Origin of the sequence: Ruegeria sp. SCP10 (assembly GCF_040329495.1) — a bacterium.
Classification (GTDB): Bacteria; Pseudomonadota; Alphaproteobacteria; order Rhodobacterales; family Rhodobacteraceae; genus Ruegeria.
Genome location: NZ_JBDZYF010000001.1, coordinates 677,977 through 696,605 on the forward strand (window position 1 = coordinate 677,977; position 18,629 = coordinate 696,605).

Below are 18,629 nucleotides of genomic sequence, written 5' to 3' on the forward strand. Positions count from 1 at the left end.
GTTAGGTGCAGCCGTCGTGGATTCGGGGAACAACAGCCATGCAAGAGCAACGCCAAGTTGTCACAGTGGACGGCGACACAGATAAGCCGGTTAATTTCGTATTCGTACTGTTAGACAAGTTCTCGTTGCTGTCTTTTGCATCCGCGCTAGACAGTCTGCGCATTGCCAACCGTATGGCAGGCAAAGAGATTTACACCTGGTCGCTGGTCGGCGAAGGTGGCGAGGTGGTGTCGTGTTCGGCCGGAACCACATTCAAGCTTGATGCAGATCTTGGCGAGTTGCGCCGTGACGACGTGATCTTGGTGTGTGGTGGCGTTGATGTTCAGAGCTCGACCACCAAAAAGGTTCTAAGCTGGCTACGCCGCGAGGCGCGCAAGGGCCTGAAGATCGGTGGTCTATGTACTGCAGCTTACACGCTGGCCAAAGCAGGCCTGCTGGATGACAAACGCGCGACCATTCACTGGGAGAACGCTGACAGTTTCGCAGAAGAATTCGACACGGTTGAATTGACCAAATCGGTATTTCTGATCGATGGCAATCGCATGACAACTGCTGGGGGCACATCCTCAATCGATTTGATGCTGAAGCTGATCGCAGATGATTTCGGTGAAGAACTTGCCAATGCCGTCGCCGATCAGATGATCTATTCCTCGATTCGCACGGATCAGGACACACAGCGCCTGTCGACGCCGACCCGTATCGGCGTTCGTCACCCCAAGCTGAGCCAGGTCATCTTGATGATGGAAAAAAACACGGAAGAACCGATCTCACCCTCAATCTTGGCCAAAGATGTGGGCATGTCGACTCGTCAGCTTGAACGTCTCTTCCGCCGCTATCTGAGCCGCTCGCCTAAGCGTTACTACATGGAACTGCGCCTGCATAAAGCGCGCAACCTGCTGATGCAGACGGATATGAGCGTGATCAACGTGGCGCTGGCCTGCGGTTTTGCTTCGCCCAGCCATTTCTCAAAATGCTACCGGGCGCATTACAACACCACGCCCTATCGTGAACGCGGATCGCAAAGCGGGCGGCTGTCGATCTGACCCCTCAGCCAGGTGTCATACGATAGACCGCACCCTGCCCCACAGAAATGAACCAGATTGATCCATCTGGGGCCTGAACGATATCGCGGACACGTTCTGTTTCCGGCCCCTTGATCTGCTCGACTTCACGCAAAGGCGATCCGGACAGTCGCGCGATGTAGTCAAACTTGAGCGAACCGACGAATATGTCTCCGCGCCATCGTGGAAACAAATCACCGGAGTAAACCAGCAGGCCCGAGGGCGCGATCGAGGGGTCCCAATAGAAAGCGGGCTGTTCAAGGCCGGGCTTTGACGTACCCTCGCCTATTTTCTCGCCCGAGTAATGCGTGCCATAGGAAATAATCGGCCAGCCATAGTTTTTGCCCGGCTGCGCTAGGTTCACTTCATCCCCGCCACGCGCGCCATGTTCTGAAACCCAAAGCGCACCATTTGCATCCAGACCGGCCCCTTGCGGGTTCCTGTGGCCAAAAGACCAGATTTCGGGCCTAATACCGGACTGCCCGATAAACGGGTTATCGGCCGGAACCGTCCCATCGCGGTTGATACGGATGACCGAGCCCATGTGATTGCTTGTATCCTGTGCTGAGGGCCGATCCCCCCGGTCGCCGATCGCGACGAACAGCGTTCCATCCTGCGCCTCGACCACGCGTGATCCGAAGTGACGACCGCCGGAGCCGCCCGGCTCGGCCTCGAACAAGACACGCAGGTTGGTCAGGCGTTTGCCATTTTCTGATAGGCGCGCAACAGCCAAGGCGGTGCCAGCCCCGCCCGCTTGAGGTTTGGAAAACGTCAAAAAGACCTCGCGGCTCTGACTGAAGTCACGAGGGATGGTAACGTCCAGCAACCCGCCCTGCCCGGCAGCGGCCACCTTCGGAACGCCTGATACGCGGTTGGTTTCGCCATCCGATACATAGATCAGCTCTCCGTCCCGCTCGGTCACCAGAAAGCTTCCATCAGGCAGAAGACCCAGGGCCCAGGGTGTATCCAATCCGCCGAGCATCTGTGTGGTCTGAACCGGGCCCTCTTTGGTTTGCAGCACTCCGGCAAAGGACGCACCACCTGCGCAGATCAACAGAACAAGAGCAATAAGCCGGAACATAGAGAACCTCCGCAGATTCGGGTTGCGCGACCATTACGGGCCGATACCCTCAATAGATAGGTGCGCTTAGATAAAAAGCAGGCGTTTCTAGGGACTTTTCTTTTGCGAACAGCTTGCCTAGGGTCGTGCGCAGTTTGAATACCAAATCAGGGAGTAACTTCATGAAAAAGCTGCTTACAGCAACCGCAGCAACCGCCTTGCTGGCGGGCACGGCCATGGCCGAGGATGTCAAACTGGGCATTCTGTTCGGCTTCACCGGCCCAATTGAATCGCTGGCCCCGGCCATGGGCTCGGGTGCCGAAATGGCAATTGCCGAAGTCACCGAGTCGGGCAAGCTGCTGGACGGCGCGACGGTTGTTGGCACCCGTGCCGATACCGGCTGTATCGACAACGGTCTGGCCACCTCGAATGGTGAGCGTTTCATCGCGGACGGCGTTGCGGGTATCATCGGCGGTGACTGCTCGGGCGTGACCGGCGCAATTTTGCAGAACGTGGCGATCCCGAACGGCATGGTCATGATCTCGCCATCGGCCACCTCGCCCGGCCTGTCGACCATGGAAGACAACGGCCTGTTCTTCCGCACCGCACCGTCGGATGCGCGCGAAGGCCAAGTGATGGCGGACATCCTGAATGACCGTGGCATCAGCTCGATCGCTTTGACCTACACCAACAACGACTATGGCAAGGGTCTGGCGGACGCGATCCAATCGTCCTTCGAGGCATCGGGTGGCGAAGTGACCATCGTTGCCGCACACGAAGACGGCAAGGCCGACTACTCGGCTGAAGTGGGCGCGCTGGCCTCGGCCGGTGGCGACATTCTGGTCGTTGCGGGTTATCTGGATCAGGGCGGTCTGGGCATCATCCAGTCGGCTCTGGACAGCGGCGCGTTTGATACCTTCGGTCTGCCGGGCGGTATGATCGGTGACTCGCTGCCTGCCAATGTCGGTCCAGACCTGAACGGCTCGTTCGGTCAGATCGCCGGTTCGGGCGGTGAAGGCGCCGAGAAGTACTTTGCCATGGCCGAAGCTGCAGGCTTTGACGGCTCGTCGCCCTACTCGCCCGAGTCGTATGACGCCGCTGCTCTGTTCATGCTGGCAATGCAGGCTGCAGGCTCGACCAGCCCGGCGGACTATGGTTCCAAAATCATGGACGTTGCCAACGCTCCGGGTGAGAAAATCTATCCCGGTGAGCTGGCGAAAGGCCTGGAGTTGCTGGCTGCTGGTCAGGAGATCGACTATGTCGGCGCATCGGGTGTTGAGCTGATCGGCCCCGGTGAAAGCGCGGGTTCGTATCGAGAGATCGAAGTAACCGACGGCGAGAACAAAACCGTCAACTTCCGTTGATCTTTCGGACATCGTGTTAAAATCAAACAGCCCGGACCTTGTGTCCGGGCTGTTTCAATGAAAAAAGGCCGCACCCCGAAAAACGGGGGCGTGACAAGAATGCCAGGACTGGCAGCTGGGGGAAAAGATGATCGTCGTCGATGACGTGCACAAGCATTTCGGCGGGTTTCACGCGGTGGATGGGGCATCGCTGGAAATCCAAAAGGGTTCGATCACAGGCCTGATCGGGCCAAACGGCGCCGGAAAAACGACGCTGTTCAATGTGATCGCCGGGGTTTTGGCCCCGACCTCTGGCCGCGTGTTCATGGATGGCGAGGATATCACCGGACTTCCTCCGCATGATCTGTTCCACAAGGGCTTGCTGCGCACCTTCCAGATTGCGCATGAATTCTCATCCATGACCTGCCGCGAGAACCTGATGATGGTGCCCGGTGCGCAGGCGGGGGAATCGCTGTGGAACACTTGGTTCGGCCGCAAGCGGATCGCGGATGAAGAACGGGCGTTGAAAGCCAAGGCCGACGAAGTTTTGGAGTTCCTGACCATCGAACATCTGGCCGATCACAAGGCGGGTCAGGTTTCGGGTGGTCAGAAGAAACTGCTGGAGCTTGGACGCACCATGATGGTGGACGCCAAGATCGTATTTCTCGACGAAGTCGGCGCGGGCGTGAACCGCACCCTGTTGATGACAATCGCTGACACGATCCTGCGCCTGAACAAGGAACGCGGCTATACCTTTGTGGTCATCGAACATGACATGGATTTCATCGGCAAGATCTGTGACCCGGTCATCTGTATGGCCGAAGGTAAGGTTCTGGCCCAAGGAACTCTGGATGAGATCAAGGCCAACGAACACGTGATCGAAGCCTATCTGGGCACCGGCCTGAAGAACAAAGACAAGCTGGAGGCCCAAACATGACCGCTGGCAGAAGCGACAACCCCTACCAGGACGACAAGGGCAACAAGGATGCCTCGATCACCAACACCCATGGCGTTGGCACCCTGACGCCTGCACACACGAAAAGCGGCGAAACGCGCAAGGTCGAAGGCGGCCCGTTCCTGATCGGCGACACTATGACCGGTGGCTATGGCAAGGGCCCGGATATTCTGCATGACTGCACCATCGCGGTCGACAAGGGCGAGATTGCGGTCATCGTTGGCCCCAACGGCGCGGGCAAGTCGACGGCCATGAAAGCGGTGTTCGGCATGTTGGACGTACGATCCGGTTCTGTGCGCTTGGATGGTGAGGACATCACCAACCTCACCCCGCAGGATCGCGTCATCCGCGGCATGGGATTTGTTCCCCAGACCTCGAATATCTTCACCTCGATGACGGTGGAAGAAAATCTCGAGATGGGGGCATTTATTCGCCGCGACGACATCAGCGAGACCATGGAGCAGGTCTATGACCTCTTCCCTATTCTGCGCGACAAACGGAACCAAGCCGCCGGAGAGCTGTCGGGTGGTCAACGCCAACAGGTCGCTGTTGGACGCGCTTTGATGACCCAGCCCAAGGTGCTGATGCTGGACGAGCCCACCGCAGGCGTATCACCCATCGTGATGGATGAGCTGTTTGATCGGATTATCGAAGTCTCACGCACAGGGTTGCCGATCCTGATGGTTGAACAGAACGCTCGTCAGGCGTTGGAGATTGCCGACAAAGGCTATGTTCTGGTGCAGGGACGGAATGCGTATACCGGGACGGGCAAAGAACTGCTGGCTGATCCGGAGGTGCGGAAGAGTTTCTTGGGGGGGTGAGGATGCGACAACAATACGGTGCGACACTGCTCACGCTGTTTTTGCTGATGCCGCAGATTTTATCGGCGCAGGTAACTTCGTTTGTTTGCAACTTCGATGTCGAGTGCACTCCTGACAACGGATGCGAAGAAAAGACGATGGACTTAATATTCTTTTTGAATGAGCAGGGGCAAGCTTACATGCAGGGAAATGCAAACCTAGTTCAGGTTATTTCTTTAGCAGGTGATCAGGCTTATTCCTTCGTAGAACCAGCAGGATTCGGCATTGTCCAATCGACGTCGGTTCTAAGAAACGGAACCGCAGTTCATTCTCGGCACACGGCGATAGCAGGCGAGTTTGTAGTCTCCCAATGGCACGGCAAGTGTTCGACTTTTGGAGGAGCAAAATAATGAATGTTCTCAACGTCTTTTTGGTGCTCTCCAGCTTGGTTTTTATTCCCGAAAACGACTGAAGTCTCCAGTTCGTAAAAACGTGCAGATAGATCTCCGTATCCGGCGGTCCCTGATCCCCTACGACCATCCCAACAATTCCACGCGTCGGCTGTAATCCGGTCACATTCTGTAATTAGCGCGGGCTCTGAGAAGGAAACACTTTCGCGGGTATGCAAATCCAGCCCCGTGAAATCAGCGAACCTTCTGGATAAAAACTCTATTCAGGACCCTAAAATGAAAAAATGGATGTGGGTGGCCGTAACCACCCTGTGCGCGACAGCCGCAACTGCGGAGGAACGTAACTTTGTCTGTGTCTCGGATCGGGACGGCAGCGAAGTACGGCTCGACCGTTTCGCAGACGGGGATAAGGGCGAGATCACCACAGGTACAACAGCGGGAGACGTGGTCGTGTTGAAGGGGGTCGGCAATTTGACCTTTCTTTATATCGAAGGCCAGGAAGTGATGACCTTTGTCGTCAATCTGGACGATATGAGCTATGACCTTTCGATCAAAGGCCCAAATGCAGGCACCGACCGCGGATCTTGCACCGAGGTTGACGCCTGAACTTTTATGCATACGTATCAATATGATACATTTCTACGCTCATATATGTATCACATGGCCCACTCGCTTGTTGCCTGATGCCTGGCTTGTGGATTCGCGGAAACAGCCATGACCCGTTCCACCCTGCGCCGGAATTTCCACATGCAGGGTGGAAACGCCTGAAAATAACGGTGGAACAGGCTAGAAAACCGCCCTCTTGTGTTGTGTCCTGCGATGGCGTCGTGCCATAAGGCCGCACCCGGTCAGAGGGAATGAATATGGACCTGTTAAACGCGCTCGTGGCGCTTTCGAATTTTGTGATCGTGCCCGCGATTGCCTATGGCAGCCAATTGGCGCTGGGCGCGTTGGGGGTGACGCTGATCTACGGCATCCTGCGGTTCTCGAATTTTGCGCATGGTGACACCATGGCTTTTGGCGCGATGATCGCCGTTCTGGTCACATGGGCGTTGCAGGCGGCCGGTGTCAGTTTCGGTCCGCTGCCAACCGCATTGTTGGCCCTGCCCTTCGCCATTTTAGGCTGTATCGTTCTGGTGTTGATCACAGATCGGTTGGTCTACCGCTTCTATCGCGCGCAAAAGGCCAAACCGGTCATTTTGGTGATCGTCTCGATGGGCGTGATGTTCATCATGAATGGACTTGTGCGCTTTATCATCGGGCCGGATGATCAAAGGTTTTCGGACGGTGCACGTTTCATCGTCTCGGCACGGGATTTTAAGGCTATGACCGGGCTGCGTGAGGGACTGGCAATCAAGACCTCTCAGGGCATTACAGTGATCGTCGCTGTTGTGGCCGTGGCGCTGCTGTTCTGGTTCCTGAACAAGACACGCACCGGCAAGTCGATGCGGGCCTATTCGGATAACGAGGACTTGGCGCTGCTGTCGGGGATCAACCCTGAACGCGTGGTGATGATCACATGGATCATCGTTGCCGCGCTGGCGACCACCGCTGGGGTGCTTTATGGCCTCGACAAGAGCTTTAAACCCTTCGTCTATTTCCAGCTTCTGCTGCCCATCTTTGCTTCGGCCATTGTAGGCGGCCTAGGCAACCCGTTGGGTGCCATCGCAGGCGGCTTCATCATCGCGTTTTCCGAGGTGACGATCACCTATGCGTGGAAAAAGGTGCTGACATACGTGGCGCCGGAAAGCCTTGCACCTTCAGGATTGGTGCAATTCCTGTCAACTGATTACAAATTCGCCGTCAGCTTTGCGATCCTGCTGATCGTGCTGCTGTTCAAGCCCACGGGCCTGTTCAAAGGGAAGGTGATATGAGCCAGCCCGTCAAAAACACCCTGCTCTTTATAGTCGTTGGCGCGCTGATCCTGCTGACCGGGTTCACACAAAGCTGGAATGCGGCGATCCTGATCCTGAACATGGGGCTGATCTCGGCCATCATGTCGATCGGAGTGAATCTGCAATGGGGCTTTGCGGGCCTCTTCAATGTTGGTGTCATGGGCTTTGTCGCGCTGGGCGGCTTGGCGGTTGTGCTGGTCTCGACCCCTCCAACACCCGGCGCATGGTCGGGTGGCGGCTATGGTGTCATCCTTGCGCTGTTGCTGGGGGCCGCAACAGTGGTTGCCGCCGTGATGGTTGCGCAGAAGATGCCAAAGGGGCGCGCGCAGACCTTAGCCATCATCGGCATCCTGATCGTCGGCTTCTTTGTCTACCGCGCGATCTTTGATCCAAATGTCGCAACGATCGAGGCGATCAATCCTGCCGTAGCAGGCAATATCGGCGGTCTGAACCTGCCCGTTTTGCTGGCCTGGCCTGCCGGAGGTCTGCTGGCCGCTGGTGCCGCCTGGTTGATCGGGAAAACCGCGCTGGGCCTGCGCTCGGACTATCTGGCCATTGCCACGCTTGGAATTGCCGAGATCATCATTGCTGTGATGAAAAACGAAGACTGGCTGGCCCGTGGCGTTAAAAACGTCTACGGCATTCCCCGCCCCTCGCCTGTCGTTGGATACGAGGTCGATTTGCAACAAGATCCTGCGTTTATCGCGCGGGCAGATTGGCTTGGGATTGACCCGGTCGTTGCATCGACATTGTCCGTCAAACTGGGCTATTCGCTGCTGTTCCTGATCGTGCTTCTGGTCCTGCTCTGGATGGCGCAAATGGCACTCAAAAGCCCGTGGGGCCGCATGATGCGCGCCATTCGTGACAATGAGGTCGCAGCCGAAGCAATGGGCAAGGATGTCACGCGCCGCCATCTGCAAATCTTTGTGCTGGGGTCCGCGATCTGCGGTATCGCGGGTGCTATGATGACCACGTTGGATGGGCAGCTTACACCGGGTACCTACAACCCGTTGCGCTTTACCTTTCTGGTTTGGGTGATGGTGATCGTCGGTGGGTCAGGCAACAACTTCGGTGCTGTTCTTGGCGCCTTCCTGATCTGGTTTCTTTGGGTTCAGGTTGAACCGATGGGCCTTTGGCTGATGAACCTGATCACCAGCGGATTGGCTGATGGCAGCGCGCTGAAGACACATCTGATCGATAGCGCCGCCCATATGCGGCTATTCACCATGGGCCTGATCCTGCTGATTGTTCTCAGATTCAGCCCAAGGGGTCTGATCCCCGAGAAATAGGCCGAAATCCTCTTAAATCAGATAGCCGCGTCGGCAGGAACCGGCACGGCGTCTTGTTTCTTAAAGGTTTTTTGACTAAACCAGCCTACCATTACCAGTAACTGAAACTGTTCGTTTTGTTGACGCTCACTCACATCGCTCATCCGGTCCGCAAATGGCCAGTAAACCACTCTAAAGAGTAGTACGACTATGAAAAACCCGCTCACCAAAGCTATCGTCTTCCTGCCTTTTGTTGCGACAGTCGCGGCATGTATTCCATCACCAAAAGACTTGGAAACGACACCCGTCCAGGTACAGAGCCCCAAAGGCGTTGTAACCTGCCAGTTGTACCGCCCAGATCGCGTGACTTGGGATCGCGCCATCGACTTCCCAGCCACCAAGATGTCGGTGCCCGAGGCGGATGCCATTTGCCAACAGGAAGGCCTGCGCCGCATCGGCAAGTAAATTGTTGCATTTGACATGAGACGCTCATGCCCCGCTGCGCCGATGGCTTCCGCGGGGCACATCCAACTCATTTTTGTCTGGCGAATTCAAAAGGCCTTATCTGTTCCGGAACAGGCCGCCGAGAATACCGCGCACGATACGGCGGCCAGTGGTGCCTTTAAGCTCTTTGATCACAGCCTTACCCATGGCCGTGGCAAACGTGTCTTTCTTGCGCATCACGCGCGAGGAAGATCGCCCAACGCGGCTGCCGGAATATCGACGGGCCGAGGCAAACTCTCGCTCCATCGCGGATTGCATCTCGACCACTTCATCAGCTTCGGCGGCTTCTGCCTCTTTAGCGGCGGTTTCGGCACGGGCCTGAAGGATTTCAAACGCCGATTCCCGATCAACCGGCGTGTCATATTTTGCCGCCATCGCGGATGCCGCCATCACCGTTTGACGCTCTGCCTTGGTAATCGGCCCAAGCTGAGACCCCGGCGGGCGGATCAATGTCCGCTCGACCATCCCCGGCACGCCTTTCTTTTGCAGCATTGATGTAACGGCCTCACCCACACCGACCTCTCGGATTGCGGCTTCTGTATCGAAGGCCGGATTTTCGCGATAGGTCTCGGCTGCAAGGCGCAGGTTTTTGCGATCCCGCGCTGTGAAGGCGCGCAGCGCATGCTGAACGCGGTTTCCCAACTGGCCCAGAATGTCTTCGGGAATATCAGCCGGGTTCTGCGTAATGAAATAGACGCCAACGCCTTTGGACCGGATCAGGCGCGCGACCTGTTCGACCTTGTCGACCAGAACCTTGGGCGCATCATCAAACAGCAGATGCGCCTCATCAAAGAAAAACACCAACTTGGGTTTCTCAGGATCACCAACCTCGGGCAGCTCTTCAAACAGTTCACTCAGCAGCCACAACAGGAAGGTTGCATAGAGGCGCGGAGACCCCATCAGCTTGTCCGAAGCAAGTATGTTCACCATACCATGCCCGGCCTCATCGGTGCGCATCAAGTCTGACAAATCCAGAGCGGGTTCGCCAAACAGGCGCGTTCCGCCCTGGTTTTCCAGCACCAGCAACCGCCGTTGGATCGCCCCGATGGACGAGGTCGAGACATTGCCATAGCGCAACGACAGCTGTGCACGATTTTCCCCAATCCAGACGAGCAGCGCCTGCAGATCCTTTAGGTCCAGAAGCGGCATGCCTTCTTCGTCCGCCACGCGAAAGGCAATGTTCAGGATACCCTCCTGCGCCTCGCTGAGTTCCATCAGCCGCGACAGCAGCAGCGGGCCCATCTCGGTCACGGTTGTGCGCACGGGATGGCCTTGCTCTCCGAATAGATCCCAGAAGGTGACCGGACAGGCACTATAGGCAAAATCGGAGAACCCGATCCGCTTGGCGCGATCCATGAACGCCTGATGCAGCTTATGGGTTTCGCTGCCGGGCAGCGCCAGGCCGGACAAATCACCTTTGACATCGGACAGGAACACCGGAACACCCGCCTTGGAAAATCCTTCGGCAAGAATCTGAAGCGTCACAGTTTTGCCGGTTCCAGTTGCCCCGGCAATCAGGCCATGCCGGTTTGCATATTTCAACGTCAGCCCTTGTGGCTGCCCATACTCGGTCCCGCCACCGCCCAGAAAAATATCTTCGCCCATGTTTTCACTGCCTTAATGTCCATCGCTCTGGGGCCAGCATACAAAGTTAACCTTTGACTGCGATAGTCAATTTGCGCGCTTTGTGGTGCCAGCTGCAAAGCCGCACTTCCTCCCTGTCGACTGGCCGTGCCTTCGGGCACGGCTTTTTTACTCGTTTGGTCCGATTAAAAGTGAACTAAGGAGTATATTAAAAATTCAGGTTAGCTGTTGACCGCTGCGCGCCCCTCTCGTAACGTTTGCGCATAAATAAGTCGGCCAGTCCGACGGGGAGAACCAATTCGAGAAGGGAGCTGCTTCACCAGCTCCCTTTTTCTTTGAAGTACTGCTTCGAATTCCTATCTTTACGGCAAGAAATTGTTCACTTTGCAACCTGTGTGACGCTTAGAGACTGACACTGGTGGCGAACGGTGCTAGAGGAAGAAAAAAACTCACTCAATCATCAAACCGAGGCATTCATGAATAAGAAACTCCTCTCGATCAATACGCTCGTCGCTGCGCTGATCTGCGGCGCGGCAAGTGCGCAGGACACAACCACGACAGACGCAGAAAGCGGTCTGGATCTGGGCGAAACCGGCCCGCGAGTCGGCGAGCAATACGTCAAAGAAAAAAGCGGCGATTGGGATGTCTCCTGCCTCAAAGCGCAAGAGGGCGATGACCCATGCGCAATCGTCCAGGTCCTAAACGGCGAGCAAGGTGAACCGATCGCCGAAGTGTCGATTGGCAAGCTGCCCGAAGGCGGCGCGGCCGTCGCCTGGGCGAATGTGATCGTTCCGCTGGAAACCCTGCTGCAAGCGCAACTGGCCCTGTCCATCGATGGAGCGCCGCGCAAGCTGTATAACTACCACCATTGTGTGCCTGTTGGTTGCGTCGCTCAGCTCGGGCTGAGCCAGGGCGACATCGACGCCATGAAATCGGGCAGCACCGCGATCTTTTCCCTGGTGCCGGCACGCTTTCCCGATCAGATTCTGGACATGGAGATGTCTCTGTCCGGTTTCACATCTGGATTCGACGGCCTGTCCGTTAACTTGAACTAGACGACCAACGTCCATCGCCGCAGTGCATCAACTGCGGCGATGCTGATCTACTGCAGCTTTTTTAACGCAAGCACAGCGTTCAAGCCTCCAAAGGCAAAAGCGTTGCTGAGCGCGACTTCAACCTTGGCCTCGCGCGCTTCGTTGGGCACCACATCTAGCGCGCATTCCGGATCAGGTTCTTCATAGCTGATCGTCGGGGCGATGACTCCGTCCCGCAGTGCCATGATACAGGCCAACAGCTCAACCGCTCCAGTGCCACCGATCAGGTGGCCGTGCATGGACTTCGTGGATGAGATCATCAGATCATCCGCATGCGGCCCAAACACATCGGCAACGGCCGCGCATTCGGTCTTGTCGTTCGCAGCCGTCCCAGTGCCGTGAGCATTGATATAGCATACGTCGCTGGCGTTCAGTTTGGCATCCGCGAGGGCGCCTGCCATCGCACGGGATGCGCCCTGTTTGCTGGGCATGACGATATCGGATGCATCGGACGACATGGCGAAACCCACGACCTCGCACAGGATGTCGGCACCACGTGCGCGGGCATGATCGTATTCCTCGAAGACAAAGATGCCAGCGCCTTCGCCCTGCACCATTCCGTTGCGGTTGGCGCTGAAGGGGCGACAGGCATCCTTGGACATCACCCGCAGCCCTTCCCAGGCCTTTACGCCGCCGAAACACAGCATGGATTCGGACCCACCGGTGACCATGGCGGGCGCTGCTCCGCTGCGCACCATCTGAAAGGCCTGCGCCATCGCGTGGTTCGATGACGCGCAGGCGGTCGAAACGGTAAAGCTTGGGCCCTTGAGGTTGTGTTCCATCGACACGTGGCTGGCCGCGGCATTGTTCATCAGCTTGGGCACAACAAAGGGGTGCACGCGGTTCTTGCCGTCTTCGTAGACCGACCGGTAATTGTCATCCCAGGTCGAGACACCGCCACCTGCCGTACCCAGAACCACGCCAGACCGGGCCGCCAATTCACCATGGAATTCGATTCCCGATTGGTCGATGGCCTCTTTCGCGGCGGTCAGTGTGAATTGTGTAAATCGGTCATACAGAGACATCTGTTGGCGGTTAAAGCGCCCTTCGGCCTCGAAACCGCGCACCTGCCCGCCGATCTTGATGGCAAGGCGATCCACGTCGCGAAACTCCAGCTCAGAGATCCCGCAACGCCCCTCGCGCATGGCTTCAAGCGTATCGGGCACTGAATGGCCCAGAGAATTGATAGTACCTGCCCCGGTAATGACGACCCGTTTCATTGTTCCGGGTCAGACCTTTTCCGATACAAGCTTTTCGATGCCCGCGATGATTGCGGCCACGTTCGAGATGTCGAAATCATTCGCTTCGGGCTCATTGGCATTGAAGGGCACCGAAATATCGAACTCTTCTTCGATGGCAAAGATGCTTTCGACCAGACCAAGGCTGTCGATGCCCAGATCCTCCAACGTGCTGTCGGGTGTCACATCCGATGGCTCCAGCACGGCCTGCTCTGCAATGATTGCGATGACGCGGTCGCTGATGCTCATATCGATCCCCTGGTTATCAATCTGAGGATGATTTAATCACTCGGGGCCTGTTTGGAAACAGCCTTTTTGAGTGCCTCGACGTCGCGTGCCAAGCGCGGCAACCGGCGTTGTGCTTTGTAGATCTCGGTATGGGTGTCCATCTTGATGCCCGGATAGCCCATGATGACGCGCCCAGCAGGCACATTTGACAAAATTTTGGTGCCGCCCCCCGAGATCACGTCATCGCCGATGAAGATATTGTCGACAACCCCGGTCTGCCCACCCAACACCACGTTGTTGCCAATCTCAACCGACCCCGAAACGCCGGTTTGACCACACAGAAGGCAATCGCGCCCCACGCGCGTGTTGTGGCCCACGTGAACAAGGTTATCCAGTTTCGAACCGTCGCCGATGCGTGTGTTTCGGATCGTGCCATTGTCGACGGTACAGTTCGAGCCGACCTCGACATCATCGCCAATTTCAACCGCGCCCAGCGAGTGAATACGCAGCCAGCTTTGCGCCTTGGCTTCGCCCTGATCACCCATGGTTTTGCGGGCGTTTTCAGCGCCCGAAACCTCAGGTGTGACAAAGCTGAAGCCGTCTCCACCGATCCGCGCACCCGGTTGGGCAATAAAGCGATGACCGATCTGCGCACGTGCGCCGATGCTGACCATCTCACGCAGCCAAGCCTGTTCGCCAAGAACCGCGTCTATCCCAATCGTACAGTGCGCACCAATGACCGAGCCCGCACCGATCCGAGCGCGGGCGCCTACAACTGTCAAAGGCCCGATTGAGACATCCGCGCCAATCTCGGCCGTTGGATCGATCACCGCAGATGGATGAATGCCGGGCTCAATCCCCTGCCCGCGATCCAGCATCGATGTGATCCCGGCCATAGCCATACGCGGACGTTTTACAAAGATTGCAGCCTGCAATCCCATTGCCTGCCAATCAGCGCCTTCCCAGAGTACCGCCGCGCGCGCCTTACCACCGGTCAGAGCGTCGGCATATTTCGGGGACATTGCCATAGCCAGATCCGTGAGTCCGGCGTCTCCCGGTTCGGCCGCTCTGTCGATCGTCAAGCCGGTGTCGCCCTGACACTCCGCACCAAGGCTGTCGGCGATTTGCTGGATGGTATATTGCATGACGGGCGTTCCCTTTGGCAGGATTTGCCCTTGTGCTTATCCCTGAACGTCCGGCAGGACCACCCCTGCCTTCTGCAGTGCCGTCCAAATCTTAGCATCACGGTTATAGACGTCGCGGCGATACTGAACCTTACCTTTCGGGCCAACATAAGCCGTGCGGTAGATCAGATGCACTGGAACTTTCTGATCCAACTCAACTTTTGTCTCTTTCCCGCTGTTCAGCACACGGTGGAAGAACGCCTTTGGATCCTCCTCCTGCAAAGCCAGCAGCGCATAGGCGAACTCGAACGGCTGCGCCAGTCGGATGCAGCCATGCGAAAAGGCTCGCACTTCACGTGCGAACAGAGATTTCTGAGGCGTATCATGTAGATAGATGTTGTACTTATTAGGGAACATGAACTTCACCAGCCCCAACGCGTTACTCTTGCTCGGGGGTTGCCGCATCGCAAACGGGAAGTTGCGCGCGGTGAACTGAGTGAAATCCACGGCTCCGCGATTGACCTGACGGCCACGGCGATCTGTGATCTGGATATGCCCGACCGCATTCGGGTTTGATTGCAGCTTGGGCAAATATTCCTTGGTGATGATCGAGCGTGGTACATACCAGCTGGGGTTGATCACCATATGCTCCATCTCGTCCGAGAACTCGGGGCTGCGGCGATCATGAACATTCTTGCCGATCACAGCGCGCGTTTCAAACGTGACTTGCCCGTCATCCACGATCTTGGCTGAGAAATCGGCCTGATTGACAAGAATATGACGCTCACCGCGTTCGCGTGGCAACCACCGCTCACGCTCCAGCGCGACATGAACGGCCTTAAGCCGATCTGATACCGGGCGGTTGATCTCGGAGATGGTACCCTTTCCGGCAACCCCGTCGGGTTCCAACCCATGATCGGTCTGGAAGGCGCGAACGGCAGCAAGCATGGCATCGTCATAGCTCGGGCTCGCGGTTGGCTTCAGATACCCCATAGTCACCAAGCGGTTGCGCAGTTTGACCACTGTGGCACCCGTGTCGCCAAATTCCAGTTTGGTCACGGGAACAGTTGGCCCCCAGCCGCCCTGATCCAGCAGAGCTTCCAACGCCAGTTTCTGTTTCATCAATGACCGATATTGGCGCGTTTGCGGAGCAAGCTGATCAAAATAGCCAGCCCCTTGGGCGTTTAACTGTTGCAAATGCGCTTCGGGGCTGCGGCGCTCGACCTTACGAACAAGTCCGTCATCAATGCTGGCCGGGCGCAGTGCCCCGGCATAAAGATCGTCGGCATAGTCCAGAAACAGGGTGGTCAATTCAGCTTCAAGCGCGCCAAGATCCCGCACCGAACGTGCCGTGCGCATCTGGTCCATCAGAGCGTCAACATCATAGCTCGCGGATGGCAACCCATGCATATGGCTGCTTGACAAAGCTTCAATCAAAGCGGCGCGACGATCGGCATGATCTTGCGAAGGACCCACCCAAACCGGCGCATAGCCGTTGGACCGGTAAAATACCGCGACATCGTCTGACGTTGGCATATGTTCAGCCACTGCCATTTGAAAAGCGGTCCCCTGCATCGCGTCAGAGGCGGTATTGGCCATCGCGGCGGTTGCCGCAAAACAGGCTGTTACAAGGATACTGGTACTGGTCCGAAATACAGAGAACATGGGATGCCCTTGGTTATTCAATAGCTTGCACAGATGGGACTGCGCCGAACCAATATGATTTTGGGAACAGGTCGTTGTCTATTCACAAATACCTTACCCTTGGTCTTCTTTTGCGGCTGATGCGCGATTGCATCGCGGCGATGCCAAAACCCCTCAGTCGCGCGAAAAATATGCCAAAAATCTCAGTTGCGCGAAAAACTGCCGAAAATTCCCCCTTGTTCTGCTGAAAAACAAACAAAACTTGGCCCTCGAATCTGTTTGTGCCATAAATTCGCCATCTGGGATGGGAAATATTAAGACAGCGAACGTAACATCGTTCGCAGGCAGGATACAGTACGGGACGAAACAGAAAATGACCAAAAGCAGTACATCGGGCTTGACCCGGCGTGCCCTATTGGGCGCATTCGCGGCAACGGCGGTCGTAGCCGCACCAACCTATTCCAAAGCAGCAGGATTCCTTCGTGGCGGCGGCGATGTTCGTCGTATTCGCATGTATTCCGGTCGCACGGGCGAACGGATCGACATGATATATTGGGTTGACGGCAAATACATCAAGGATGCTGTCAAAGAAGTGAACCATTTCATGCGCGACTGGCGCACCGATCAATCCAAAAGCATGGACCTGCGTACCATCGACATCATGGCAGCCTCACACAATCTGCTGGATGCAAATGAGCCTTATATGCTGTTGTCGGGCTACCGCTCCCCCCAGACCAACGCAATGCTGCGCTCAAAGTCGCGCCGCGTGGCCCGGAATTCCTTGCACATGCAGGGTCAGGCCGCAGATTTGCGCCTGTCGTCCCGTTCGGTATCCCAGATGGCCAAGGCCGCGATGTCTTGCCGTGCTGGTGGTGTCGGTCAATACTACCGGTCGAACTTTGTCCACATGGATTGCGGCGTCGTCCGAAGCTGGCGCGGCTGATCCACCCGACCAGCTATTCGTTCCGAACCCCCGCAGATCGCCTGACGGGGGTTTTCTTTTACCTGCTTGTTGGCGGCTCTGTGGGCTGGGTAAATTCCGATGAGAAATGGCGCACCTGAGAGGATTCGAACCTCTGGCCTCTGCCTTCGGAGGGCAGCGCTCTATCCAGCTGAGCTACAGGTGCCTTGGCCGTTAGCTAACCCTGATCCGGTCCGGGTGCAACTGGAAATCTCCGCCCCCGGGGATCGTTTCAGGCAAACAAATCATGCGCCAGTTCAAGTGCTTCGATCAGCGTATCGACCTCATCGGTGGTGTTATAGAGGCCAAAGCTCGCCCGGCAGGTCGCGGTTACACCCAGATGATCCATCAGCGGACCCGCGCAGTGATGACCGGCGCGCACAGCAACGCCTTTTTTGTCAAGGATGGTTGATACGTCATGCGCGTGCCCTGCCCCATCGAGCGTGAAGCTGAAGATTGCGGCCTTATCCGGGCGTGTGCCCTGGACCTGTAGCCAGTTCAACCCGGTCAGGCGTTGCATCGCATAGTCCCGCAAACTGGATTCGTGTGCGGCAATGTTCTCCATCCCCAGATCCATCATGTATTCCAACGCGACGCCCAAACCGATGGTTTGCACGATACCGGGGGTTCCGGCCTCGAATTTCATGGGCGGGTCGTTGTAGATGACCTGATCTTTGCTGACCTCTTTGATCATGTCGCCACCGCCGATGAAGGGGCGCATCTCGGCCATGCGGTCGGATTTGATGAAAATCGCACCCGATCCTGATGGGCCATAAAGCTTGTGACCCGTGATGGCATAGAAATCACAACCGATCTCATCAATATTGACCGGCATATGAACCGCACCCTGGCTGCCATCCACCAGCACCGGAACACCTTTGGCATGGGCGCCTTCGGTGATCGCTTTGACATCCACCACCGTTCCCAAAACGTTCGAGCAATGCGTGATCGCAACCAGCTTGGTCTTTGGTCCAATCGCGTCGAGCACCGCCTGCGGGTCCAGCCCGCCATCCGCATCGACATCGACCCATTTCAGAACAACGCCCTGCCGTTCACGCAAGAAGTGCCAGGGCACAATATTCGCGTGATGCTCCATCACGCTCAGAACAATCTCATCCCCTGCCTCAAGCCGGGGCATGGCCCAGCCATAAGCCACCAGGTTGATCCCCTCGGTGGTACCCGAGTTCAGAACGATCTCATCCTCATTGGCGACACCCATAAACCGCGCGATGGTGCCGCGCACATTTTCATAGTTCTCGGTCGCCAGATTCGACAGGTAGTGCAGCCCGCGATGCACGTTCGAATACTCATGCGAATAGGCCTGAGTCACGGCGTCAATCACAACCTGCGGTTTCTGCGCCGAGGCGCCGTTGTCCAGATAGGTCAGCGGCTTTCCGTTCACCTCGCGTGACAGGATCGGAAAGTCAGATCGGATTTTCTGCACATCATACATGAGGTGA

Annotated in this window: 18 protein-coding genes and 1 tRNA gene; 11 read left to right on the plus strand and 8 right to left on the minus strand. The window is 56.8% G+C overall.

The genetic code is table 11. The annotated features are described in order from the left end of the window. Positions 1-38 precede the first annotated feature (38 nt). A complete protein-coding gene (locus ABLN87_RS03475; RefSeq protein WP_353007634.1) occupies positions 39-1,043 on the plus strand; it encodes a GlxA family transcriptional regulator in 1,005 nt (334 codons plus the stop codon). Between the two features lie 4 nt (positions 1,044-1,047). Here ABLN87_RS03475 and ABLN87_RS03480 read toward each other — a convergent pair whose 3' ends face one another. Then, positions 1,048-2,142 (minus strand): PQQ-dependent sugar dehydrogenase, encoded by a 1,095-nt coding sequence (locus ABLN87_RS03480; RefSeq protein ID WP_353007636.1) that lies wholly within the window; start codon positions 2,140-2,142, stop codon positions 1,048-1,050. A 161-nt stretch (positions 2,143-2,303) separates the two neighbouring features. Between ABLN87_RS03480 and ABLN87_RS03485 the strand changes: the two genes are divergently transcribed. The 8 genes from ABLN87_RS03485 (at position 2,304) to ABLN87_RS03520 (ending at position 9,257) form a co-directional block, all read left to right on the plus strand. Further along, positions 2,304-3,485, plus strand: a complete 1,182-nt coding sequence (locus ABLN87_RS03485; protein ID WP_353007639.1) for an ABC transporter substrate-binding protein — start codon at positions 2,304-2,306, stop codon at positions 3,483-3,485. A 127-nt stretch (positions 3,486-3,612) separates the two neighbouring features. Beyond that, on the plus strand, positions 3,613-4,401 hold the full coding sequence (locus tag ABLN87_RS03490) for an ABC transporter ATP-binding protein (RefSeq protein WP_353007641.1): 789 nt from the start codon (positions 3,613-3,615) through the stop codon (positions 4,399-4,401). After that, a complete protein-coding gene (locus ABLN87_RS03495; protein ID WP_353007643.1) occupies positions 4,398-5,240 on the plus strand; it encodes an ABC transporter ATP-binding protein in 843 nt (280 codons plus the stop codon). The genes ABLN87_RS03490 and ABLN87_RS03495 overlap by 4 nt, the downstream gene beginning before the upstream one ends. A 2-nt stretch (positions 5,241-5,242) precedes the next feature. Beyond that, entirely contained in the window at positions 5,243-5,629 is a 387-nt protein-coding gene (locus ABLN87_RS03500) for a hypothetical protein (protein WP_353007645.1), read from the plus strand. Positions 5,630-5,905: 276 nt separating this feature from the next. Continuing rightward, positions 5,906-6,235 carry a hypothetical protein gene (locus tag ABLN87_RS03505; protein ID WP_353007647.1) on the plus strand — a complete coding sequence of 110 codons (330 nt, stop codon included), beginning with the start codon at positions 5,906-5,908 and terminating at the stop codon, positions 6,233-6,235. A gap of 257 nt (positions 6,236-6,492) precedes the next feature. Further along, positions 6,493-7,503, plus strand: a complete 1,011-nt coding sequence (locus ABLN87_RS03510) for a branched-chain amino acid ABC transporter permease (protein WP_353007650.1) — start codon at positions 6,493-6,495, stop codon at positions 7,501-7,503. Continuing rightward, positions 7,500-8,813 (plus strand): branched-chain amino acid ABC transporter permease, encoded by a 1,314-nt coding sequence (locus ABLN87_RS03515; protein WP_353007653.1) that lies wholly within the window; start codon positions 7,500-7,502, stop codon positions 8,811-8,813. The genes ABLN87_RS03510 and ABLN87_RS03515 overlap by 4 nt, the downstream gene beginning before the upstream one ends. Before the next feature lie 189 nt (positions 8,814-9,002). After that, positions 9,003-9,257 (plus strand): hypothetical protein, encoded by a 255-nt coding sequence (locus ABLN87_RS03520; RefSeq protein WP_353007655.1) that lies wholly within the window; start codon positions 9,003-9,005, stop codon positions 9,255-9,257. 96 nt (positions 9,258-9,353) lie between these two features. Here the strand turns inward: ABLN87_RS03520 and ABLN87_RS03525 are convergent, their stop codons facing one another. Further along, positions 9,354-10,901 (minus strand): helicase HerA-like domain-containing protein, encoded by a 1,548-nt coding sequence (locus ABLN87_RS03525; RefSeq protein ID WP_353007658.1) that lies wholly within the window; start codon positions 10,899-10,901, stop codon positions 9,354-9,356. A gap of 455 nt (positions 10,902-11,356) precedes the next feature. Here ABLN87_RS03525 and ABLN87_RS03530 point away from each other — a divergent pair, with 455 nt between their 5' ends. Continuing rightward, entirely contained in the window at positions 11,357-11,935 is a 579-nt protein-coding gene (locus ABLN87_RS03530) for an invasion associated locus B family protein (RefSeq protein WP_353007660.1), read from the plus strand. A 47-nt stretch (positions 11,936-11,982) separates the two neighbouring features. On the opposite strand, the gene ABLN87_RS03535 is transcribed toward ABLN87_RS03530, so the two are convergent. The 4 genes from ABLN87_RS03535 to ABLN87_RS03550 are packed head-to-tail and all read right to left on the minus strand — an operon-like array spanning position 11,983 to position 16,229. After that, positions 11,983-13,194 carry a beta-ketoacyl-[acyl-carrier-protein] synthase family protein gene (locus ABLN87_RS03535; protein ID WP_170536688.1) on the minus strand — a complete coding sequence of 404 codons (1,212 nt, stop codon included), beginning with the start codon at positions 13,192-13,194 and terminating at the stop codon, positions 11,983-11,985. Positions 13,195-13,203: 9 nt separating this feature from the next. Continuing rightward, on the minus strand, positions 13,204-13,461 hold the full coding sequence (locus ABLN87_RS03540; protein WP_170536685.1) for an acyl carrier protein: 258 nt from the start codon (positions 13,459-13,461) through the stop codon (positions 13,204-13,206). Positions 13,462-13,493: 32 nt separating this feature from the next. Then, positions 13,494-14,585, minus strand: coding sequence for a UDP-3-O-(3-hydroxymyristoyl)glucosamine N-acyltransferase (gene lpxD, locus ABLN87_RS03545; RefSeq protein WP_353007664.1), 1,092 nt, complete (start codon positions 14,583-14,585; stop codon positions 13,494-13,496). A gap of 36 nt (positions 14,586-14,621) precedes the next feature. Beyond that, a complete protein-coding gene (locus tag ABLN87_RS03550; protein ID WP_417750373.1) occupies positions 14,622-16,229 on the minus strand; it encodes a L,D-transpeptidase family protein in 1,608 nt (535 codons plus the stop codon). Positions 16,230-16,581: 352 nt separating this feature from the next. Here ABLN87_RS03550 and ABLN87_RS03555 point away from each other — a divergent pair, with 352 nt between their 5' ends. After that, positions 16,582-17,151, plus strand: coding sequence for a YcbK family protein (locus tag ABLN87_RS03555; RefSeq protein ID WP_353007665.1), 570 nt, complete (start codon positions 16,582-16,584; stop codon positions 17,149-17,151). A gap of 107 nt (positions 17,152-17,258) precedes the next feature. On the opposite strand, the gene ABLN87_RS03560 is transcribed toward ABLN87_RS03555, so the two are convergent. Then, positions 17,259-17,335: transfer RNA gene (locus tag ABLN87_RS03560), tRNA-Arg, on the minus strand. Between the two features lie 66 nt (positions 17,336-17,401). Then, positions 17,402-18,622: a cysteine desulfurase gene (locus tag ABLN87_RS03565; protein WP_353007666.1), complete on the minus strand. Its 1,221-nt coding sequence runs from the start codon at positions 18,620-18,622 to the stop codon at positions 17,402-17,404. Positions 18,623-18,629 lie beyond the last annotated feature (7 nt).